This is a genomic window from Pseudalkalibacillus hwajinpoensis, assembly GCF_015234585.1.
In the GTDB taxonomy this organism is placed as follows: Bacteria; Bacillota; Bacilli; order Bacillales; family Guptibacillaceae; genus Guptibacillus; species Guptibacillus hwajinpoensis_B.
In genome coordinates this window covers 1,170,741-1,192,812 of record NZ_JADFCM010000001.1, presented here as the reverse complement: position 1 = coordinate 1,192,812, position 22,072 = coordinate 1,170,741, and the positions used below count along the sequence as shown (strand labels likewise).

Genomic DNA, 22,072 nt, shown 5'->3' with positions numbered 1-22,072 from the left:
TTAGTCAAGTACCGTTACAGTAACTGTTTTACGACCAAAGTCTAGTGCATCTTGTTGGTCGGCCATGAATAAATCAACTCGATTACCTTGGATTGCGCCGCCAGTATCACCAGCAACTGCTTCTCCGTAACCTTCTACATATACTTTAGAACCTAGTGGGATTACATCAGGGTCAACAGCGATTACTTTTTGATTTGGATTAGCTCTCAAATCAATACCAGTTGCTGTTACACCTGAGCATCCTGTACAGAAAGCAGTGTAAGCTGTTGCTTCCACCTGAATTTCTTGTCCACTTGCCTGTGAAGACTTACTTTCAGTGTTTGATTCTTTTGCAGGCGTGGAATTAGAAGTCGTAGATGTTTGTACTGCTTCTTTATTAGCTGTTTCTTTCGGTGCTGGAGCACTACCACCGTTTAGTACAGACCACGTGTTCTTACCTGCAATACCATCTACTGATAGACCATTGTCAGCTTGGAACGCACGAACTGCTTGTTCAGTGATAGGACCATAAATTCCGTCTACTGTATAGTTATAATAACCGCCAAGCTCTTCTTGTAGTGCTTGTACCTGGTGACCGTGATCACCTTGAACGAGCGTACGCATAGCTTGTCCATTATTTACGCTTTGCATTGCTGAAAATGTATTTGGACCTGCGATACCATCAACTGAAAGACCGTGTTCTTTTTGGAATTGCTTTACAGCACCTTCAGTAATAGATCCGTAGTATCCTGTAGATTCATCATAGTTGAAATACCCCTTGGCAGACAGTACATCCTGTAACTCGACAACGTCGCCGTGTTTTTCACCATAAGAAAGTGTTTGATCTCCTAGTGCCGCTTCTGAAACTACTGGACTAGCAAACATCATTCCAGCTAGTGCTGTGGATGTAACCACGTTTCTTACAATGTTTTTACGAGCTACCATGTATACATTCCTCCTGAGAGTTTTTAATATTGGTGTTGGTTTGTTTATCTCTCAATCACCCATGTTCCACATGATAACAGGCAAATATAACACAGTGATTTTAGTCCAATAACAAGTCGGTTACATAAATATGACAGATTAATACGGTTTTTATAAACTTTGCACAATATAGTACCTAATACCTATTTACGTCATGTGTTTATTACAATTATGTCAACTAACTAGTAAAAACCCTTATTTTAGGTTCTTCAAAAAGAACAAAATTAAATGAATTCTTTTCAAACATGCTATTGCATTCCCTTCACAAGGTCCTTTATCCTATCATTTTCATTTCATCATTAACTTTCTTTAATTGAAATGGCGTGTCTAATTCATAAAGCCTTCTGTAGCGGTCACTCGACACGAGCAGCTCATCATGCTTTCCTTCCATTACAATTTCACCTTCATCCATAAACAGAATTTGGTCCATTCTTTTCATTCCAACAAGGTGGTGTGTAACCCAAACAACGGTTTTTCCCTCAAGAACTTGAAAAATAGTAGAGAGTAATTCCTGTTCCGTTCGAGGATCAAGAGCAACAGTAGGTTCATCCAGGAGGACGATCGGTGCATCTTGCAACAAAATACGAGCTAGTGCAATTCGTTGACGCTCTCCTCCCGAGAATCTCGTTCCCGCTTCTTCCATAGAAGTTTGATAGCCTTCAGGTAATGCAACAATAAAGTCATGAAGTTGGACGCTTTTCGCCGCTTCATATACCTCTTCATCTGTAGCAGATGGCTTCCCGAGTCGAAGATTATTCAATACCGATGTATCAAAAAGATAAGGCTGTTGATTAAGTACACTTAACTGTTGTTTATTCCCCTTAGACAGAGCTGTCTCTAAACCGTTTATAGACACACTACCTTCAGAAGGAGAATAGATTCCTTTCATAAGCTTAAGAAGGCTCGTTTTACCAGAACCACTCGGACCAAGAATAGCAAGCTTTGTTCCCTGAGGTATTTCTAGATTGATATTTTTGAGTATCCATTGTCCTTCGTTCGTTTGATAACTAACCTTATCAAAGCGAAGATGACTGTTTTTCCAAACGCTTTTCTCATCATATTCTTCCTCAGAAGGTTTCTCCAATGACAATCCTTTCAATCGATTAATCGAATCTTCATATCCTGGAAGTTCACTCACAGCATCAGAGAGTGGAAGAAAGGCCTCTGTTAATGGAAAGAGAATAAGAACAAATGCGGCAATTAGCGTATGGGAAATCTGTCCATCCATACTCTGATTTCCTGTCCAAACAAGCATAGATAAAACAATGATTGCAACAACACACTGAGCAGCAAAATTTCGATAAGAAACAAAAGCAGACCGACGTCTCTCTTCCCTATAAATCTCCGCATCATTCTTTTCCACATTTTCAATAAACGTTTTCTGGTGACCGCTAAAGACCCAGTCTCCAATTCCAACCACACCATCTGTTAGCGTGCTGTATTGAGAGCTACGACGACTTTTTAGCCTTGCTACATTTTTACGGGTAACTAATAAGGACACTAAAGGAAAGAGAAAGACGAGAATAAAGCCATAGGTGGCCATTAATCCCGCAAATACCCAGGAGAAAGTCCCAAGCATTCCTATCGCGACTGCATATAAAAAGAAACCGATCACAGAAGGGAAGATCGTCTTTACGTAAACATCTTGTAAATATTCAATGTCCTCGGCCATCACACCAAGGAGATCTCCTGTTTTTATACTGGCTCCTTCTTTTAAAACTCTCGGTTCAATGGTTTCATATAATCGAGAGCGCATATGTGAAAGAACCTTTAAAATAATATGGTGACCTAGCAACTTCTCACTATATCTTGAAACAGCACGTAAGATGCCAAATGTCCTTACCGCAACAATTGGCACATAGATTAATAGAAGGTTCTCCGGTCTAGTGGCAGCTTTAGAAATGAGAAATCCGGATGTAAACATAAGAAAGGCTGCTGAGAAAGCTGTCACTAAACCAAGCAGAATGACAAGCGAGAAGAGCTTTGCATTCTCTTTTAAATAGGGAAGGATCCATCCTTTCTTCTCCATTATGAGACCCCCTCCATTTGCAAATACACCATTTGATAGTAGCTACCTCTTCTAGACATGAGCTCTTCATGAGTACCAAACTCAACCACTTTACCCTTTTCAAGCATAAGAATCAGATCCATCTCTATCATCCAATGCAGACGGTGCGTGGCCATAAAAACAAGTTTATCTTCTAATAAGGGAAGGATCTTTTTCTTTATCTCGTATTCTGTTTCAACATCAAGCTGGGCTGTTGGCTCATCTAGAAGTAGAATGGAGCGATCTTCAAGAAATGCGCGAGCTAACGCGATTCTCTGTGCCTGACCACCACTTAATTCTCTTCCGCCTTCCCCGATCTTTTCATTTAAACCATTAGGAAGATGATCAAGGACTTTCCTCAAACCAGCTGCATCTGCTGCGCGTTCGACCGCTTCTAATGAAGCATCTTGATTATAGAAACGGATATTATTTGCTAAAGTATCATGAAATAGATGAGGGTGCTGCGGGATATAGAATAACTGCTTCTGCCATTCATCATGCTTTAGATGGGTCAATTCCTGCCCATTTATTTCAATAGTCCCCTCACTTCCTTCAAGAAACCCTCCTAAAATGTCAATTAAAGTCGATTTACCAGAACCACTTTCTCCAATAATCCCTATTTTCTGCTTTCCTTTTACTGAAAAAGAGATGTTTTGAAGAGCATTTCTTTCATTTCCATAATCTACGGAAAGATCTTGAATCATTAAAAGATCTTTATCGGACCAATGAGGAATCGCTCCATTTTCTTCTTTAAAACCTGGTGTTTGAATCATATCCAATAACCTTCTTCCTGCTTCTTGTCCATCCAACGTTGCATGATAATCATTTCCTAGTTCACGAACTGGAAGAAAAAATTCAGGAGAAAGAATTAAAATCGTAAGAGCTGGCATTAAAGATATCTCTCCTTCTACAAGGCGCAATCCAAGAAATACAGCTACTGTAGCGATTCCTAACATTGTAAAAAAGTCGAGAGCAAACGAAGAGAGAAAAGCTACTCGAAGCGTACTCATCGTCGATTTCCGATACTTCTCACTCACTTCTTTAATACTTCTGGCGTGTTTTCCACTTAATCCAAGATACTTCAGCGTTTCAAGTCCACGAAGGGAATCAACAAAATGATTGGATAAAATGCGATGTGTGGTCCACTGCTTATCCGCCTTCTTCTTTGCAGCTAATCCAAGTAAGATCAGAAAGCCAATCAATATTGGCAGAGTTAGACTTAAAATAATGGCTGACGTAACATCAAGAGTCCAAACATAGATAAGGACAAGCGGAGCAACAATAAGCATGGCCGTTAATTTAGGAATAAATAACTCTAAATAAAGACGGAATTGTTTTGCCCCGTCAATTAGTAACGTAACAAGATTGCCAGTACCCCACTTCGCTGAATAGATTGGACCTAACGCAAACAATTTTGCAATGGCATCTTTCTTTAAAGAAGCAGCCGTTTGAGCAGCATAACGATCGATCACTTTGGTCATAATCAGTTTAACAAGATGCCTGATGATAAAAGCAGCGAGGAAAAGCGACACAACGAATAAAATCCGTTGCAGTGCTTCTCCATCAAAGAGTCTTGTTACTGCTTCTGCAAGCCATTTCGCCTGCAGGATAATCACGGTCCCTTGAATAACGGTTAACACCGTTAGGATAAACAGCACCTTTTTGACGTCTTTTAATTGAAATAGAATTTTACCCATTAGTAAACCATATCCTTACCATCTACACGCTTTCTGAAAACATAATAGCTCCAGATTTGATAACCAAGGACAAAAGGAAGAAGCGTGAGCGCCACGATGGTCATCACCTTTAATGAATAGTTTCCAGAAGAAGAATTATAAACGGTTAAATTATAAGCGGCATCGATTGAGCTAATCATTACGCGTGGGAATAATGCTACAAATATGGTTGAAACCGTTAATGCGATCCCTGCGCCAGTCATTCCAAATGCCCACCCATCACGATGCTTTTTCAAAAATACGATCGCCAAAGAATAACTGAGTACAATCAGAGCAATAAGCGTTACACTTATAACCCCGCGGTTGCTGAATAAATCCGTTTCAAAATATGAAAGTCCAACAAAAGCGACTAATGAAGCCAGAACACCATAAATCACTTTGCTCGCTAATTCTCTCGCACGCTTCTGAAGATCTCCAACAGTTTTCAGAGTGAGAAATACAAGTCCATGTAAGAAACAAAGCATGGCCACCGTTACCCCACCTAACACCGTGTATACATTGACATAATCACTAAAACCCGCATGGATATTCATTTGTTCATCAATTGGCATTCCTCTTAAAATACTTGTAAAAAGAACCCCAAACAGAAATGGCGGCATGATACTTCCAACGAAAACAACCCAGTCCCACGACTTGATCCACTTAGGGGTATCCACCTTCCCACGAAATTCAAAGGCAACTCCACGACCGATAAGCGCAAGAAGGACAAACACAAACGGTATATAATAACCGCTGAACATCGTTGCATACCAGTGTGGAAACGCCGCAAAGATGGCGCCTCCTCCTGTTAATAACCACACTTCATTCGCATCCCAGAATGGTCCAATCGTGTTAACCATTATTCGCCGCTCTAGCTCATTTCTTCCGAGGAAACGACTGGCCATACCCACACCGAAATCAAACCCTTCGAGAAAGAAAAACCCAACAAACAAAACAGCAACGAGTATAAACCACAGTTCATTAAGTGCGATCATAAATAGGCCCCCTGATCAAACGGATCAACTGCCACTTCTTTGTCCTCATGAGCAGTATGTTCTGATCCCTTTTTAATTTCACGAACGAATAAATAAACGAGTAAGATAGCGAGAATCGTATAAATCGCTGTAAACGATAGGAATGAGAAAAGTAATGACGCCTTTGATACGTTTGGTGAGACAGACGCAGAAGTTGTCATCAATCCAAATACCGTCCACGGCTGACGTCCGATTTCCGTCATAATCCATCCAGCTGAATTCGCAATAAATGGAAACGAGATGAGCCACACCATTCCTTTTAAGTAACATTGGCTACCCTCAAGCTTTTTATAGAAATTTAGTAACAACCCGAGGAATGAAGTGAAAATCATTAGCATTCCAGCACCCACCATAATGCGAAAGCTCCAGAAAGTCGTTTTAACTGGAGGAATATAATTCCCCACTCCGTATTTTTCTTCATACTCTTTTTGCAAGGTCTTCATACCCGGTACTTCACCACTAAATTCTTCGTAAGCAAGGTAACTAAGTGCATAAGGGATGTTGATTTCAAATGAGTTTTCTTGATTTTTGGAGTCAACCAACGCGAAAGCCGTCCAGGCTGCTGGATCTCCACTGTCTTCCCATAGCGCTTCACTAGCCGCCATCTTCATTGGCTGTGATTCCATCAAATGCTTCGCCTGTGCATGGCCACTAAACGCAACACCCATACCTGAAACAAATGCGACAATCATAGCAATGTTAAATGACTTTTTAAAAAATTCGACTTCCTGTTTACGGAGAATTTTATACGCACTCACGCCTCCAATAAAGAAAGCACCGGTTGCAAGTGCACCAAAGATCACGTGTGGAAATTCGACGAATAGCTGCGGGTTTGTAAGGAGCGCGAAGAAATCATTCATCTCTGCTCTTCCGTTTCGAATCACAAAACCTACTGGTTCCTGCATAAATGAATTCGCTGCTAAAATCCACAACGCTGACATCAACGTTCCGAGTGAGACGAGCCAAATACACATTAAATGAAGTTTCTTCGATAACCGCTCCCATCCAAAAATCCATAAACCAATAAACGTTGATTCCATAAAGAAGGCCAGCAACGCTTCAATCGCAAGCGGAGCTCCAAACACATCTCCAACAAATCGAGAATACTCAGACCAGTTCATCCCAAACTGAAATTCCTGGATAATCCCCGTCACAACCCCAACAGCAAAGTTAATGAGAAACAAGTGCCCCCAGAATTTCGCCATTCGTTTATACACTTCTTCTCCTTTCACAACGTATAGCGTCTCCATGACTGCTACTAGAAAGACAAGCCCAATAGACAACGGAACAAACAAAAAGTGAAAAATCGTTGTTGATCCGAATTGTAGTCTTGCTAAAAATAGTTCACTCATACTAAATCCCCCTCAATCCTCTCTAATGACTATTCACACATGCACAAAGTAACAAATACGTAAATAATCACTATTTAGATAAATTCTCCTATGACCAAAGTCTCTTTTAACTTCTTCCTTAGATTACCTTAGACGCTAAAATGAGTGAGCAGATGAATTTGAACGGTTTTTGTCTGTCCTGTGTGCGAATTTCGACACTTGAATCAGAAAGGAGGTGAAATGTGAGGGATGTCACAGACTGAAGAGAAAAGAGTTTTCATTCGACAAAAAAGAACATTAATCGGGTGGTGACAGGCACTTTTCCTCAATTAACCATTGCTTTAAGCATCGTAAATACGATATATTTGATTTTGTGTTTTTTAAATCAAAAGCGCTTTCAAAGATCACATAAAGAAGTGAGATCCACGCCACGGTGGATACGATGAAACAAGAGTTTAACTGGAGGCAAACGTTCAATGAAAATGTACTTATATCCATTGCTTGTCATTATCGGGGCAAGCAGTTACGGAGTTGTTTCAACTATTATTAAATTAGCGATGGGAAGCGGATTTACAGCATCTGAAGCCGTTACGAGCCAATTCTTTATCGGCTTTGTAATTGCAGTACTCATCTTTCTCATCACAAACCGACAAAAGCTAAGTTTCGCTGGAGTTAAAATTCTAATTTTCGCAGGGGTTTTTACATGCTTAACTAATATTCTCTATGGGCAATCATTAAATTATTTACCAGCCTCCCTGGCTGTCGTACTGCTCTTTCAATTCACATGGATCGGCATGCTGATTTCAAGCATTACGAAACGTCAGCTTCCAACAAGGATGGAAATGCTATCACTAGTTATTTTAATCGGTGGAACGATACCTGCTGCAGGACTTATTGATGCAGATTTATCTAACATCCCTTTTCAAGGCTGGTTATGGGGACTTGGAGCTGCACTTTGTTATTCACTCTTCCTTTATTTTAATGGGAAAGCGAACGCCAAAATGAATACGTCAAATCGATTAGTCATTGTCTCGTTTTTCGCATTCCTGATGTCAGCAGTTTTTCAATCTCCAGAAATCGTTTGGAACGGTACACTGTTCGCAGAAGGGCTATGGCTATACGGAATCGCACTAGGCTTATTTGGAATGATCATCCCGGTGTTCCTATTTTCGATTGCCATTCCCAAGGTGGGCTTAGGTAAGTCCTCGATTCTTAGTGCAATTGAACTACCAATCGCTGTCATGGTTTCCGTCATCTTATTAAGTGAAACAGTATCAGTTCTGCAAATAGCGGGTATTGTGATTATTATCATCGGAATGACGCTCCCAACTCTGTTCAGCGAAAATATAAGTCTTACTCGCAGAAAAATAGTCGAACAACAATAGCGAAAACACCTCGTCCAAAAGGATGAGGTGTTTTCGTTTAACAGCTTAGTAATCTATTTAAACTCCATTGGTCCAACATTCATTTCAAACGACCCATCTTGATACAAAAGTGGCGATCGCTCCGTACCACTTTTCGAATACTTCTCAACATGACTAACGCTCATATCAAGCGGATCAGTAAAATCAATCTTAGCAATAGCCACCCAATAAGCAAAGTTATTCTTTTCAAATAGAGGAGAGGTCACTGTTTGCCCCATTTGATTATCAACAACTGCCTTTGCCTTCATAGACTTAAAACTTCCAATGCCATTTGATATCGCACTATACGCTGAAAACAGCACGTATTTTAGCTCAGACGGTTTATGTACAACCACCGTTTCCTTCCCTGCTCCCTGTGCATCACCATCTAACGTAATATACGGTTCTTTATGAGCATGTCCTGGTGTTCGATAATATACTTTTCCTTCTGTTCCGTCTTTAAGGACGTAAAAACAGTAAAGATCCAGATCTTTTTTACTTTTCCATTCTAGCGTAGCGACTACTTTCTCGGACTTACGAATGGAGATCGCTTCTTTTTTCTTCAAAGTGACTGTTAGAGGGACAACCGCTTCTTGTGAAGACTGAACGGGCTGGCTTTGAATAGGATCTGGCTGCTTATGATTATCTTTGTTACTTTCAACCTCAATGCCAAAATTCTCACACAGCGCTGCGAGTCCGCCGAAGAAACCACTACCTACCGCATTAAACTTCCAATCTCCGTTATGTAAATATAACTCGCCTACAACGATGGCCGTCTCTTTCGTTAATTCTTCACCAAATGTAAATGAAACGAGGTTCTCTCCAGTAGATTTGTCTGCAATACGAAGTGATAATGAGGAAACTTGACCAAAATTCTGGCCTCTTTCTTCCCCCTCGTGGATCGTGAGTGTAAAAGCAACTTTCTGAATGTCAGACGACACCTTCTGTAAAGAAATGTATGTTTCACTCTGATTATCCCCCTGTTTGATCTGCTTCACACTTTGGTCAATACTTACAGGCTGCCCATAAAATATGAAACTCTCATCGCCACTACATCTGCCTGTTTCATTTAATAGGAATGCAGCGGCGTCTACTTCAATTGTTTGATGATCGTTTTGCCATTCTATCCTTATATTAAGATCCGATACGCTTCTCCCTTTTGTAATAGGTACTTTTTGACCTCTACTTATGTTCATTCATTCTCCCCCTGCTCGATTAACTGTTTAGTTACACCAATTTAAAATCTTTTTCATAATAAATGTCTAACTCTAAATACAACTTACCATTTACCGGTTCAATTTAATTCCAATCTGCTAATTTATACAAAAATGAGTATTTAGTCTGTATAGCAACTTGTGAAAGTCATAGCAATCAGGGGTTACAACACATCCCTACATTTTTAAATTCATAGGATTCACACTCAAAAATTCCATATCTTATATTATCCATCCATATTTTACATTTTAATGTTTATTAACTGGAAATTCAGGGGTATTATGTCATGGTATATAAGTTACATTTTTTGCCGATGTGTGTATTAAACCTATCAAGTTATTACAAATTATGCTAATTATATATAAGAAAGACTGATGCAGTTCTGTAGGAATAATGCACACATTACTAATTTAAGAGGAGTGATTCTGAATGGCAGGTCAAATTCGCGTAACACCGGAAGAACTTATTACGATGTCTCAACGCTATCAAACAGAAGAAAGTAAAGTAGAAGAACAAATTGGTAATTTAGACAAAATGATTGCTGAGTTAGAAGGTATGTGGGAAGGTGCTGCAAGCCAAGCTTTTAGTGATCAATATCAATCTCTACGTCCATCTTTCGTAGACATGCAGCGTCTCCTCGCTGATATTTCAACACAACTAGCAAGCACTGCGAAATCTCTTGAAGATGCTGACGCACAAATTGCTAATCAAATTCGCGGATAAGCGATAAAGAATTGATCGGGAGCGCTTAGGCGCTCCTTCCTTATGAGGTGAACAATATGTACATTGAAGTAACGGTCGATCTTCATCATTACAAAAAAGGTCGCTTTATTGACCTCAGACTATCAAACTATCATTCAGTCAAGAAACTCATTGAAATAGTGTGCCAAACGGAACAAATCCAAACTCCTCCAGATCAAACGGGGTGGGTTAGGCTAGTGAATAAGCATAAGGTAGTAGCCGCTAATGAGAGATTAATTGATGCTGGGATTATGACTGGAGATCGAATTGAAATACTTTGAAGGAGATCACAACCATGTCGAATCAAGTGAAACCCTATCTTGAAACACAAATAGATGCAAAAATTATTAGCGAAAAAGATGTCATTACCTTTCTGTTTCAGAAAGAGAAAATCAAATTCGATGAATTGTCAGAAGTTCATTTCCTAAGCGAGATCCATACCGGGATCCCGAAAACAATTGAAATGAATGAGGATGAGGTAAGCATCCAGCACAAACTTTCACCTTCTATTATCGCTCTTCCAGCGAAGCTTAAGGAAATGACTGAAAGCGATCGCCTCACAAGTGCCTATCAACTGGTGCAAAAAGTAAAGGGCCACCGCTACAAGCGTCTTAACTTAATTATTTGTCCAGATAATCTTGTGCTGGATCAAGGATTGACGCCACATTTTTTACATTTCGGCGTAAAGGAAAGTCTTCCCCCTTATGAGGAAGATCCTGAACGTATTCTTGATGAAACACGAGCAACAGTTGCAGCTATGATGAATCCAGAGCAATCATTTGAACAATACCTACATTATTCTGACACGCTCACACTGTCATCTGAACTAAAACAAGTGCTTCAAGCCAAAACACTTCATGAGCTTCAGCCAATCATTCATTCACAAATTGAACACTTACATAAGAAAGAATCTGAATTCATTAAAGTGAATAAAAAAAAGTGGAAAACAAGTCGTTATTTCCTTCTTGGCGTATCTATTTGCTTACTACCAGCTTTACTCTACTCTCTTTACTCTTTGTTTCTTCTCCAACCAAAGCAGGAGAATATCGTCCAGGCACAGGAGAACTTTTTAACGAATGAGTATAGTGAGGTTGTGAACTCGCTTCAATCTTATGACATTGACGACATTCCAAAAGTGACGCAATATCAGCTAGCCCTCTCCTATATCATCAATGAATCTCTAACAGATGAACAAAAAGAAAGTGTGCGTAATACGATCTCCCTTCAATCTGACCCAAGGTATTATGAGTATTGGATTCATATTGGACGCGGAGAAGCGGAACAAGCACTTGAAATCGCACGTTATTTAGAAGATCGCGACTTATTAATGTATGGCATTTTGAAGCGCAAGGAACAGGTTAAAGCTGATTCAGATCTGGAGAGCGAGAAGAAGCAGCAGATGATCAATGAGTTAGAGCAAGAATTTGAAGAATACGAAAGAGAAATAGAAGAGCAGCAGCAAGAACAGGAAGAAGCCCAGCAGGAAACAACAAATGAAGAGAAGCAACAAGGTGACCAGAAAAAAGAAGAGAAATAGATCGGAGGTGAAATAATGGAACAATTATGGGTGTTCTTTCGTGGTACGTATCAAATGATTGAACTTGATAAGCAGTCAAACCACCCTATCACAATTGGCACTAGTATCAACCACACTTTTACTATACCCTCGTCCAATTCAGACGAGCATGTCTACTCGGTACAGCTTCATAACGAGAACTTTCATTTGCAAAAAGATGATGAAGAGAGTATTCCATTGTCTCTCAATAAGCGCTCTACTTTTGAATTAGGTTCTGAAGAAGTTGCCATCATGATAACTCCTAAAGCGAAGAAGCATGTTTACTACATTGATGATCAGCAGGAAGTAACCATTTCGAGGTCCTCATCAGAGATTCAAATGAGGGCTCTTCCTGAAAAAGTTAGCCTTGTTTTAACCCGTGAGAAGAAACATTGGACAATTACAGCTACTAGTCAAACAACCGTTTATCATAATGGTTCGCTCTTACATAGTAAATCACCACTTCAAATCGGTGACATGGTTTTCCTGCCGATGATGACATTGACACTAATAGCTGAGGATATGCTTGAGGTAACAAGTCCAGAGACGTTTGAAACCTCTCTCCCAGAGGCCACGATTCCGTCATCTGAAATGAAGAAAAAATACCCAAACTACCGTCGTACGCCGAGGATGATGTATGAATTACCTGAGGATAAGATTGATCTATCCTTCCCTACTCAAGAATCTGATCGGAATAATCGAAGCCTTTGGATTATTATCCTTCCTCCATTAATGATGCTTATCGTTATGGGGTTAGTAGCGATTCTTATTCCAAGAGGCATTTTCATTCTTATTTCTGTTGTTATGTTTACGACAACACTCGTTACATCGACAGTGCAATATTTTAAAGATAAAAGTCATCAAAAGAAATCAAAAGCACGTAAGAAACGGATATATAAAAGATACCTTGAGGATAAGCGACACGAACTTCATGAATTGGCTCAAAAGCAGAGAAAAGTTCTTACGTTCCACTACCCTAGCTTTGAGCGAATGAAATACTTAACCGAGCAGGTTTCTGACCGTTTATGGGAACGTAGCCTAGAGAGTCCTGACTTCCTTCAATTTCGCTTAGGAACGGGAACGGTACCAGCAAGCTATAAAATATCCGTTAATTCAGCTGACATGTCGACACGAGAAATGGATGAACTATTAGAAGAATCCCAGAACCTGAAGCGAGTATACAATGAACTGCACTCCCTTCCTATTACCGCAGACTTATTCCAGGGAGCAATTGGCCTTATCGGAAAAGAAGCAGTTGTTAAAAATGAACTGCATCAAATCATTGGACAGCTGGCCTTCTTCCATAGCTATCATGACATCCGATTTGTCTTCATCTTTAATGAAGAGGAATACGCCGAATGGGAATGGATGAAATGGTTACCGCACTTGCAAATGCCGGGATCATTTGCAAAAGGGTTTATTTATAATGAGCAAACGCGAGATCAGCTCCTCTCTTCGATCTATGAAATGATTCGAGAACGGGATCTAGAAGAAGATAAAGAAAAGCTACGATTCGCACCACATTATGTGTTTATTATTTCGAATCACAACTTAATCTCGGACCATGTCATTTTGGAGTACTTAGAAAGTGAACATACACATCTTGGTCTTTCAACTATTTTCGTTGCAGAGGCTAAAGAGAGCCTATCAGACAATATCCATACGCTGATTCGCTATATTAACAAGAGCGAAGGCGATATTCTCATTCAAGAGAAAAAAGCAGCCGAAATTTCATTCGAACTTGATCAGCACAAGCAAAGTGGTAATGAACAGTTTTCCCGAATGCTCCGCACGCTGAATCACCAGCGCGGCATAACGAATTCCATTCCTGAGAAAGTATCCTTCCTGCAAATGTTGAATATGGAAGATATTGATGAATTACCGGTTTCACATAATTGGGTGACGAATCAATCATCGAAATCACTTGCAGCACCAGTGGGACTTAAAGGGCGCCAGGATGTTGTGGAATTAAATCTTCATGAGAAAGCTCATGGTCCCCACGGATTACTTGCTGGTACAACTGGATCCGGGAAGAGTGAATTTTTACAAACATATATTCTTTCGCTAGCCGTCCACTACCATCCACATGAAGTGGCATTTCTGTTAATTGACTATAAAGGTGGAGGTATGGCACAGCCATTTAAACAAATCCCTCACTTGTTAGGGACAATTACAAATATAGAAGGTAGCGAAAATTTCAGTACGCGAGCACTCGCTTCCATAAAAAGTGAGCTAAAGAAACGACAAACCATCTTTGATCAGTATGAAGTGAGTCATATTAATGACTATACGGTTCTTTATAAAAATGGCGTAGCGGCTGAACCTATGCCTCATCTCTTTTTAATTTCTGATGAATTTGCTGAGTTAAAAACAGAAGAGCCAGAATTTATTAAAGAGCTTGTCAGTGCTGCACGAATTGGTCGAAGTCTAGGTGTGCATCTCATTCTTGCCACGCAAAAACCTGGTGGCGTAATTGATAATCAGATCTGGAGTAACGCTCGTTTCCGCGTCGCTCTAAAAGTACAAAACGTAGAGGATAGTCGTGAAATTTTAAAGAACGGTGATGCTGCATCACTAACCGTGACAGGTCGGGCATACTTACAGGTTGGGAATAATGAGGTGTACGATTTATTTCAATCGGCCTATAGCCGAGCGACATATATGGAAGACACCTCCGATATGGAAGATGAGGTTGCCTTAGTTACTGATCTTGGTCTCGTTCCTCTTTCAGAGCTATCATCATCAAAAGAAAGTAAGAAAAAGAAGCAAAGTGAAATCGAAGTAATTGTAGATAAAATCGTAGATGTCCAGCAGGAACTTGGACTCAGTAGATTGCCGAGTCCATGGCTTCCACCACTCGAAAAGCGATTGTATCGTCATGATTTTGAATCAGATAAGAAGAAAATCGCCTTTGCCCTGCTGGATGAACCTGAAAAACAAGCACAATCTCCATACGATTATGAATTAATTAAGGATGGCAATGTTGGCATATTTGGCTCATCAGGTTTTGGTAAGACGCAAACCATCTTAACGTTACTTATGAGCATCGCATCAACAAACACGCCGGAAGAAGCGCAATTTTATATACTTGATTTCGGTAACGGTGGTTTATTATCCATTAAGAACTTGCCTCATACGGGAGATTATTTCTTAATAGATGAGGAACGCAAACTAAACAAATTGTTGAAGTTCATTCAGGAAGAATTTACGAAGCGTAAACGACTCTTTCAGCGTGAAGAAGTGAGCTCCATTACGATGTACAATCGTCTAAATGACAAACCTCTTCCTCTACTCTTTATTACGATCGATAACTATGATCTCGTAAAAGAAGAACTGATGGACCTTGATCCGATCTTCACTCAGTTTGCGCGAGACGGACAGTCGCTCGGTATTTATATGATCTTGAGCGCTACGCGTTTGAACTCGGTTCGTCAGGCACTGATGAATAACCTTAAAACAAAAATTGTCCATTATTTATTAGATAACTCAGAAGCTTACACCGTTCTTGGAAGAATCCCCTTTGCTCCAGAAGCAGTACCGGGTAGAGCCATTATGAAGAAGGAGAAAACACACTTCGGTCAAATAGTGCTACCAACTAGAGGGGAAGATGACTATGAACAGCTAGCTTCATTGAAAGAAGAAGTCCAAATGCTACAAGACAAATACCGTGATGTGAGCAAGCCTGAAGCTATTCCAATGCTACCGACTGATCTTACGTTAAAGACGTTACATACGTACATTCCAGCTTCGGAATCAAAGAACACTTATCCGATTGGATTGCATGAAGAAACAGTTAAGCCTGTTTCCCTTTCCTTTGCGCAGACTTCCCATTGTCTTGTACTTGGACAGGCCCAGAAAGGTAAAACCAATATCATGCGTCTTCTTACGCAGCAAGCGTTACAGCAAGAAGGTGATCATATTGCTATATTTGATTCAATCGATCGCGGACTTTTTCATCTAAAAGACGAGGTAAACACGACTTATTTAGAAACAAAAGAACAAATCGAAGAATGGATTGAACAAGTGACAACTGAATTCAAGTCACGTGCAATCACCTATCATGAGAGTATGAATAATCGCCGAACACTTCCTGAATTCTCAAGAGTTTTCCTCTTTATTGATGGATATGGACGATTTTCCCAAACTCTCGGAAACCTCCTTCAGGATCGAATGACCGCATTAATGAAAAACTATAGCCACCTCGGCTTAAGTATTATCGCATCTGGCAGTAGCAATGAACTAACGAAAGGATACGATCCACTTACGGTCGAATTAAAGCAAATTCGTCAAATTATACTATTAATGAAGAAATCCGATCAAACGCTCATTAATCTACCTTTTGACCGGAAAGAACCCGATATTAAAGCCGGATTTGCTTATTATGTTCAAAGCGAAAAAGCGCAAAAAATCCAGGTTCCACTTGTCCAAATAGAAAGGAAGGTACATGCGTGAAAGAGAAGAAAAGCATCCTTAAACTCATTCTCGTAACAGCGATCATTTTAGTTCTTCCACTCATATACTTTACTTCCATTGGAGAAAATCCAATGAAGAAGAAAGAGAGCGCAACGAAAACCATCGCTGTTATTAATGAAGATACGGGAACAGAAGAAGACGAGGAAGTCGTGAAATTCGGAAATGACGTCCCTCCCATTCTTAAATCAGAATCACAATACAATTGGGAAGTCGTTGGACGTAGTGCCGGAGAAAATGGACTAAACAATCAAAAGTATGATGCCATAGTGTACATCCCGTCAACATTCTCTGAGAAGATTCTAACTTATGATGAAAACCAACCTGAACAAACAAAACTAGAATACACGGTTCAGAATCAACTAAATGCCATCAATAAAGAGAAAGTTTTGCTTGAACTTGAGCAAGCAACAAATCGCGTTAATACGAAGATGTCTTCTCTTTATTGGAACTATGTTTCAAACGATCTCGTCAACATCCAACAAGAGTTTGATCAAATTGTAGAGAAAGAGAAAGCATTCCAGCAAACAATGCTCTCCTTCTATACACCAAGCTCCAAAGACCTTGCTGAGCAAATGGAGCAGCAAGTGTCGATGCTTGCCACTCTTCAATCAACGTCAGAAAATGCTGAGGAACGAGCAGCAGATCAAACAAATACGATGGAAGATTTTCAAGAAAATCTAGCAAACTTTGTTACTTATACGAATGACTATCGTGAGTATCAGCAGAAACAACAAGAAGTTCTTGAACAAATTCAAGCTGATTCAGTCGATTCGATTTCACAGGCAACTGAAATGCCTCAACCGATGTTTATGAACAACAAAGAATTGTTCGAAGGTAAATCTGAGAGCGTTCTTGAAAACATGTCTCAGGTAGAAAATCAGATGATGCAGCAGCAAGAAATGTTTGCTGGTTTAAAAGAACTTCGGTATGACCAGGTTGAGCGCCAGGTTAACGATTTCTATACGCTACAAGAGCGAATTCTTAATTACTATCAGCAGCTAAAAGACTCCATGGTTTTAAATGAACTAGAAGGAGATATCGCCACGCTTAGTAATAAGCTCGGTGATGGAGATGAGATTGTCATTCCCGATGACCCTGAACTACCTGAGGTCCCTGAAGATCCAGAAGAACCCGTTGATCCGGAAGAGCCAGGTGAAGAAGAAGATCCAATGGAAGACCTTACGAAACTTCTAAAGAGCTTACAGGATGAAGAGCCTCCTGTGATCGATGAAGATGGAGAAACAAATGGTCCAACTCCAGTTGATTTAAGTGCAGAACGCAATGAGTTGTTAGCCATCGCACAGGAAATTGTGACGCTACAGGAAACGTTGATTGCGCTCGAGGAACCAAAAGTAGAAGATCTTCAAACCGCATCGACAAAGTTATTAACGCTCAACGATCGGATAAAGCAAACCGAGCAGCAACTTCTAGCCAAAGAAGGCGGCGACAACCCACTTGACGGCGAATTGGAAGAGCTAAAGAAGCTTATCGATACGCTAACTGAAGAGAATAAAAGTTTACTTGTACAAATTGTAGAGTTAACAAAGGAAGTTGAAAAGCTAACAAAAGAAAACGAAACGCTCTCTTCTCAAAAAGAAACGTTAATGGAACAGGTTGATGTATTAAAAGAATCAAATACCGAGTTAAAAGACTTGCTAATAATGGTATCTGATAAGATTTATCGTATTTCATCCGGCATTAATGAAAAAGAAAATGCGATTCTAGCATCACCTGCTCTATCACAAGCTAGAAAAGATACGCTATCCGTCTATTTCCAACGTCCGATCAAAGGGGCGAATTTGACGGATGTTCTTCAGTACTATGCATCCCTGGATCGATATGAAGCAACGCTAAATAGTATGCTTTCTAAAAACAACGTGAAAGACACCGTTCTACAGGACAATGACCTTCGTGAAGAAGTAAATAGCATGTTAGAACTAACCAACAAAGAAGAAGGCCAATGGGACGCGGTTGGAACTCAAGTACCGAAAACGAGCGACGCCCTGACGACGTTACAAGATGATTTCACTGTCTTTTTAGCGGACTACAAAAACGTTCTCGACACACAGCAAGCGAAGTTACTCGAAAGCTTGAATGGAATTGAAGAAGAAGCAGATAACGTTCTAAACCAGATGCAACAAGCTCAGCAACAAACCCCTGATGAAACTACGCAGGGTACGCAAGTTATAAGTAATCATGATCAAGTTAAAAGTCAGATGGGTTCTCTGTATGATTGGGTGGATTCAATTGAAGATAGCCAATCCGAAATTCTTACCTACACAGATGAACTCCAGTCTCGAGTGGCTGAAGTGCAAACAGACGCTAACACACTGAATAATAAGTGGGACACGAATGTCGCTTCAACCCTTATGATTCGTGATGATGTCTTTAACGTCATGGGGAATGCCTTTGTAGATGGTCGATCAAACGATTACGTCTATGATTTCCTAGCTACTCCAATTGACGTCACCGGTAGCGTCTTTACAGATAAGAAAGATACGAATCTTCCACCTGTTGTGATTTTATTCATTATTCTCTTAAGCAGCTTGTTGATTGGTTATGCAAGCTACTACTTCCAACATGGTCCGTGGTGGTTACAAAGTATCTTATTCTTAATGCTGACAAGTATCGTTGGTCTCGTTATAAGTCTCTACAGCTTATCGATTTACCCTTTAGGAAACGATCGTTCAATGGAATGGACAATCTTTACGATCTTACTTTTATTAAGCTGTGCAGCGTTAATTCGCGTTGCCTTTATGGGACATCATTTATTAGGATGGCTAGTCACAGTTGGCCTCGTTGCCCTGTTTGTGACACCTTTACTTGCACTTTCGACACCGAACTTTAGCTTTACTGATCCAATGTCTCGCGTGTATATGTCTATACAGAACAGTACACAAACGCTCTTTACAGAAGGTGCGATGATTTTAACCGCTATTTTAATTGTCCTGATTATTATTCAATATGCTTTAAACAAACGGTCATGGACACAAACTAAAGAGGATGAGGCTCATGAAGCCTAAAATTATCTGTCTTATTACAATGATCTTTCTTTGCTGTCACCTTGTTCCAGTTGCAGTAGAAGCAAGTACGGACATAAACGAGTTATTACCGAATGAATATCAAAAAAACAAGTTCAAGAAAAACACTGACTTGATCCATGATTCTTCAAACTCGAAGGAAATGGAAGAGATTTCTGAAAATCAGAAGACGATTTCATTTAACGGGAAAAAAGTTTTCAACCCTGAGAATACCCTAAATGAATTATTTCTTTCTATGAGTAAAGAAAATAGTACGATTAAAGATAAAGCGGAGAATTTAAACCTTTTCTCTGAGACGGAGACAGCAGCTTTTAAATCGATTAATGAAGAGGATACAGAAACAACGTCATCCTCTTTTCAACTACTGATTGGTATTTTAATTGGTGTGTGCCTCATCGTTCTAATCATGGTGTTAGTGATCTATAATCGATTGTCGTCTTCGAAAAGCTAATCGCTCATCAAAAAAGCTACGGTCCATTTTCTGGACCGTAGCTTTTTAATTTCAAGTATCTAATAGATGGAACCGCCATAGAACCAGAAAAATCATTGTCACTTTTTAGTGGTCAATAACATTTTCTTAAAAAAACAACAGCCACTCACACCCTTTCTACTTTTTACCAATTTTTAACCTTCTACTTAAACTTCTCCATTCCCGTTTCACTTTAAAAATTGAGATTAATGAAGTTGTTAAACGATTATTAATAGTTCTATATAACCATATTTTCTAACTATTCTATATCTTAAGATAATTACAAGGACTCATGAGAGAAGTTCAATTCCACCTTATAATTGTAAATAGATTACATATTAGGAGGAATTTATTTGAGGAAAAAGTTTATTGCCCCACTTGTTGTGACGACTGCCTTAATAACCGCATCGCTCCCTTATAATAATGTTCTAGCCGTCCAGCCTGATCATCAAGCGGAGAACCAGATGGTTAAGCAATGGAACGAAAAAGCGAACGTTCCGCTATTCGTGAAAGAGAAGCAAGCAGTTAAACGTTCTTCTACTTCTGCTGAAGATGCCCTAAACTACTTGCAACAAAATAAAGAAAAAGTTAAGATCAAAAATCCAAAAGCAGACCTAAAAAAGAACAATTCCGCCAAGGATGAACTTGGAATGACTCACGTCAGGTTTAATCAAACAAAAAACGGCGTCCCGGTTGAAGGGGCTGAGATTATTGTTCACTACAATGTGGATAATGAAATCACTGTCGTAAACGGAGCTTATAATGAAGATATCGAAGCAAGTAAGCTCGATACTAAACCTACCCTTTCTTCAGAAGAAGCATTGCAAGTCGCAAAATCTTCTACTCATGCTCCTTCTACATTAGATCAAGCTCCAACATCCGAGTTAGTTGTTTATCCATTTGAAGGAAAAAATCACCTCACCTACAAAGTGAATGTGAACTTCTTAGGTGATGAGCCTGGTAACTGGTATGTTTTTGTTGATGCTACGTCTGGTAAAGTTGTGGATCAATATAACGCCATCATGGACGCAGGTCATTTTAAAACCCAAACTGGGACTGGTACCGGGGTACTCGGCGATCATCGTCTTCTCCACGTGACAAAAAGCAAAGGTGAAAAAGAAGGCACCGTTTTTCAACTAGCTGATTACAGTCACGAAGGATTAGATGGGATCATCACCTATGATTACTCAAAAAATTATCTTGAATTGTTTTCAAACAAAAGCGCGGCGTTTAAATCTGAATTTGCAGAACCTGCTGTTGATGCTCACTATAATTCGGAACAAGTGTATGACTATTACTTAAGTGAGCATGGACGGAACTCTCTCGATGATAACGGCATGCCGATCCAATCAGTCGTTCATTACGGAGATAATTACAACAATGCTTTCTGGAATGGGACTTACATGGTATATGGAGATGGCGATGGTGAATTCTTCATCCCTCTTGCTGCTAGCCTGGATGTAGCAGCACATGAAATGACTCACGGGGTCACATCTAATTCAGCTAACCTCATCTATCGTTTTCAATCCGGCGCTTTGAATGAATCCTTCTCGGATATTTTCGGCGCATTAATTGATGACTCAGACTGGGAGATCGGGGAAGACATTATGGCACCCGCTGCCGTTGCAGATGGACGCACTTCTCTTAGAAGCTTAAGTAATCCTAGTAAATACCCTGTTGGTGCTGCTTATGTTGCTTATGGAAACGGCGAAGGAATGTATCCATCCCATATGGATGAATTTTACGACCTTCCAGCTAACTTAGATAACGGCGGTGTTCACATCAACTCTTCGATTATTAATCACGCCGCTTACCTAACCGCTCAAGACATTGGCCGTGAGAAGCTTGGGCAAATCTATTATCGTGCTCTGACTCAATACCTTACAGCTAACTCTGACTTTAGTGATGCACGACAAGCTATCGTGCAATCTGCTATTGACCTTTACGGTGAAGGTAGCGCTGAAGTGGTGGCTGCTGCAGGTGGATTTGATTCGGTAGGGATTATGGAGTAAAACAGATCAATAGAAATAAGCATGAAGCGAACTGGCTTCATGCTTTTTCTATTTCTTTCATCTTATTTAGAGA

General features: G+C 39.9%; 14 protein-coding genes. 8 read left to right on the top strand and 6 right to left on the bottom strand.

Annotation, left to right across the window (positions count from 1 at the left end; translation table 11 throughout):
• The 5 genes from IQ283_RS05695 to IQ283_RS05675 all read right to left on the bottom strand — a co-directional run bounded on the left by IQ283_RS05695 (nt 1) and on the right by IQ283_RS05675 (nt 7,111).
• Nucleotides 1–924 (bottom strand): peptidoglycan-binding protein, encoded by a 924-nt coding sequence (locus IQ283_RS05695; RefSeq protein ID WP_194219146.1) that lies wholly within the window; start codon nt 922–924, stop codon nt 1–3.
• 313 nt (nt 925–1,237) lie between these two features.
• The gene (cydC, locus tag IQ283_RS05690; protein ID WP_194219145.1) at nt 1,238–2,992 is read right to left on the bottom strand and encodes a thiol reductant ABC exporter subunit CydC; all 1,755 of its coding nucleotides are present in this window, start codon (nt 2,990–2,992) and stop codon (nt 1,238–1,240) included.
• Nucleotides 2,992–4,707 carry a thiol reductant ABC exporter subunit CydD gene (cydD, locus tag IQ283_RS05685; protein ID WP_194219144.1) on the bottom strand — a complete coding sequence of 572 codons (1,716 nt, stop codon included), beginning with the start codon at nt 4,705–4,707 and terminating at the stop codon, nt 2,992–2,994. Before cydD ends, cydC begins: the two co-directional genes overlap by 1 nt.
• Nucleotides 4,707–5,720, bottom strand: coding sequence for a cytochrome d ubiquinol oxidase subunit II (gene cydB / locus IQ283_RS05680; protein ID WP_194219143.1), 1,014 nt, complete (start codon nt 5,718–5,720; stop codon nt 4,707–4,709). Before cydB ends, cydD begins: the two co-directional genes overlap by 1 nt.
• Entirely contained in the window at nt 5,717–7,111 is a 1,395-nt protein-coding gene (locus IQ283_RS05675) for a cytochrome ubiquinol oxidase subunit I (RefSeq protein WP_194219142.1), read from the bottom strand. The genes cydB and IQ283_RS05675 overlap by 4 nt, the downstream gene beginning before the upstream one ends.
• Nucleotides 7,112–7,572: 461 nt before the next feature.
• On the opposite strand from IQ283_RS05675, the gene IQ283_RS05670 reads away from it, so the two are divergent.
• A complete protein-coding gene (locus IQ283_RS05670; protein WP_194219622.1) occupies nt 7,573–8,475 on the top strand; it encodes an EamA family transporter in 903 nt (300 codons plus the stop codon).
• Between the two features lie 53 nt (nt 8,476–8,528).
• Here IQ283_RS05670 and IQ283_RS05665 read toward each other — a convergent pair whose 3' ends face one another.
• Complete coding sequence (locus IQ283_RS05665; RefSeq protein WP_194219141.1) at nt 8,529–9,689, bottom strand: TerD domain-containing protein; 1,161 nt, start codon at nt 9,687–9,689, stop codon at nt 8,529–8,531.
• A 448-nt stretch (nt 9,690–10,137) separates the two neighbouring features.
• Between IQ283_RS05665 and IQ283_RS05660 the strand changes: the two genes are divergently transcribed.
• The 7 genes from IQ283_RS05660 (at nt 10,138) to IQ283_RS05630 (ending at nt 21,999) form a co-directional block, all read left to right on the top strand.
• Nucleotides 10,138–10,431 (top strand): WXG100 family type VII secretion target, encoded by a 294-nt coding sequence (locus IQ283_RS05660; protein WP_194219140.1) that lies wholly within the window; start codon nt 10,138–10,140, stop codon nt 10,429–10,431.
• Between the two features lie 56 nt (nt 10,432–10,487).
• A complete protein-coding gene (locus IQ283_RS05655; protein WP_194219139.1) occupies nt 10,488–10,730 on the top strand; it encodes an EsaB/YukD family protein in 243 nt (80 codons plus the stop codon).
• A 14-nt stretch (nt 10,731–10,744) separates the two neighbouring features.
• Entirely contained in the window at nt 10,745–11,986 is a 1,242-nt protein-coding gene (essB, locus tag IQ283_RS05650; RefSeq protein ID WP_194219138.1) for a type VII secretion protein EssB, read from the top strand.
• A 15-nt stretch (nt 11,987–12,001) separates the two neighbouring features.
• On the top strand, nt 12,002–16,456 hold the full coding sequence (gene essC, locus IQ283_RS05645; RefSeq protein ID WP_194219137.1) for a type VII secretion protein EssC: 4,455 nt from the start codon (nt 12,002–12,004) through the stop codon (nt 16,454–16,456).
• Complete coding sequence (gene esaA / locus IQ283_RS05640; RefSeq protein ID WP_194219136.1) at nt 16,453–19,500, top strand: type VII secretion protein EsaA; 3,048 nt, start codon at nt 16,453–16,455, stop codon at nt 19,498–19,500. The genes essC and esaA overlap by 4 nt, the downstream gene beginning before the upstream one ends.
• Nucleotides 19,490–19,969: a type VII secretion protein EssA gene (essA, locus tag IQ283_RS05635; RefSeq protein WP_194219135.1), complete on the top strand. Its 480-nt coding sequence runs from the start codon at nt 19,490–19,492 to the stop codon at nt 19,967–19,969. The genes esaA and essA overlap by 11 nt, the downstream gene beginning before the upstream one ends.
• 371 nt (nt 19,970–20,340) lie before the next feature.
• Nucleotides 20,341–21,999, top strand: coding sequence for a M4 family metallopeptidase (locus IQ283_RS05630; protein ID WP_194219134.1), 1,659 nt, complete (start codon nt 20,341–20,343; stop codon nt 21,997–21,999).
• Nucleotides 22,000–22,072: the final 73 nt, after the last annotated feature.

Excerpts from the sequence above, each read along its gene's own strand:
- IQ283_RS05695 (WP_194219146.1), bottom strand. The coding sequence starts at position 924 with ATGGTAGCTCGTAAAAACATTGTAAGAAACGTGGTTACATCCACAGCA.
- cydC (WP_194219145.1), bottom strand. The coding sequence starts at position 2,992 with ATGGAGAAGAAAGGATGGATCCTTCCCTATTTAAAAGAGAATGCAAAG.
- cydD (WP_194219144.1), bottom strand. The coding sequence starts at position 4,707 with ATGGGTAAAATTCTATTTCAATTAAAAGACGTCAAAAAGGTGCTGTTT.
- cydB (WP_194219143.1), bottom strand. The coding sequence starts at position 5,720 with ATGATCGCACTTAATGAACTGTGGTTTATACTCGTTGCTGTTTTGTTT.
- IQ283_RS05675 (WP_194219142.1), bottom strand. The coding sequence starts at position 7,111 with ATGAGTGAACTATTTTTAGCAAGACTACAATTCGGATCAACAACGATT.
- IQ283_RS05670 (WP_194219622.1), top strand. The coding sequence starts at position 7,573 with ATGTACTTATATCCATTGCTTGTCATTATCGGGGCAAGCAGTTACGGA.
- IQ283_RS05665 (WP_194219141.1), bottom strand. The coding sequence starts at position 9,689 with ATGAACATAAGTAGAGGTCAAAAAGTACCTATTACAAAAGGGAGAAGC.
- IQ283_RS05660 (WP_194219140.1), top strand. The coding sequence starts at position 10,138 with ATGGCAGGTCAAATTCGCGTAACACCGGAAGAACTTATTACGATGTCT.
- IQ283_RS05655 (WP_194219139.1), top strand. The coding sequence starts at position 10,488 with ATGTACATTGAAGTAACGGTCGATCTTCATCATTACAAAAAAGGTCGC.
- essB (WP_194219138.1), top strand. The coding sequence starts at position 10,745 with ATGTCGAATCAAGTGAAACCCTATCTTGAAACACAAATAGATGCAAAA.
- essC (WP_194219137.1), top strand. The coding sequence starts at position 12,002 with ATGGAACAATTATGGGTGTTCTTTCGTGGTACGTATCAAATGATTGAA.
- essA (WP_194219135.1), top strand. The coding sequence starts at position 19,490 with ATGAAGCCTAAAATTATCTGTCTTATTACAATGATCTTTCTTTGCTGT.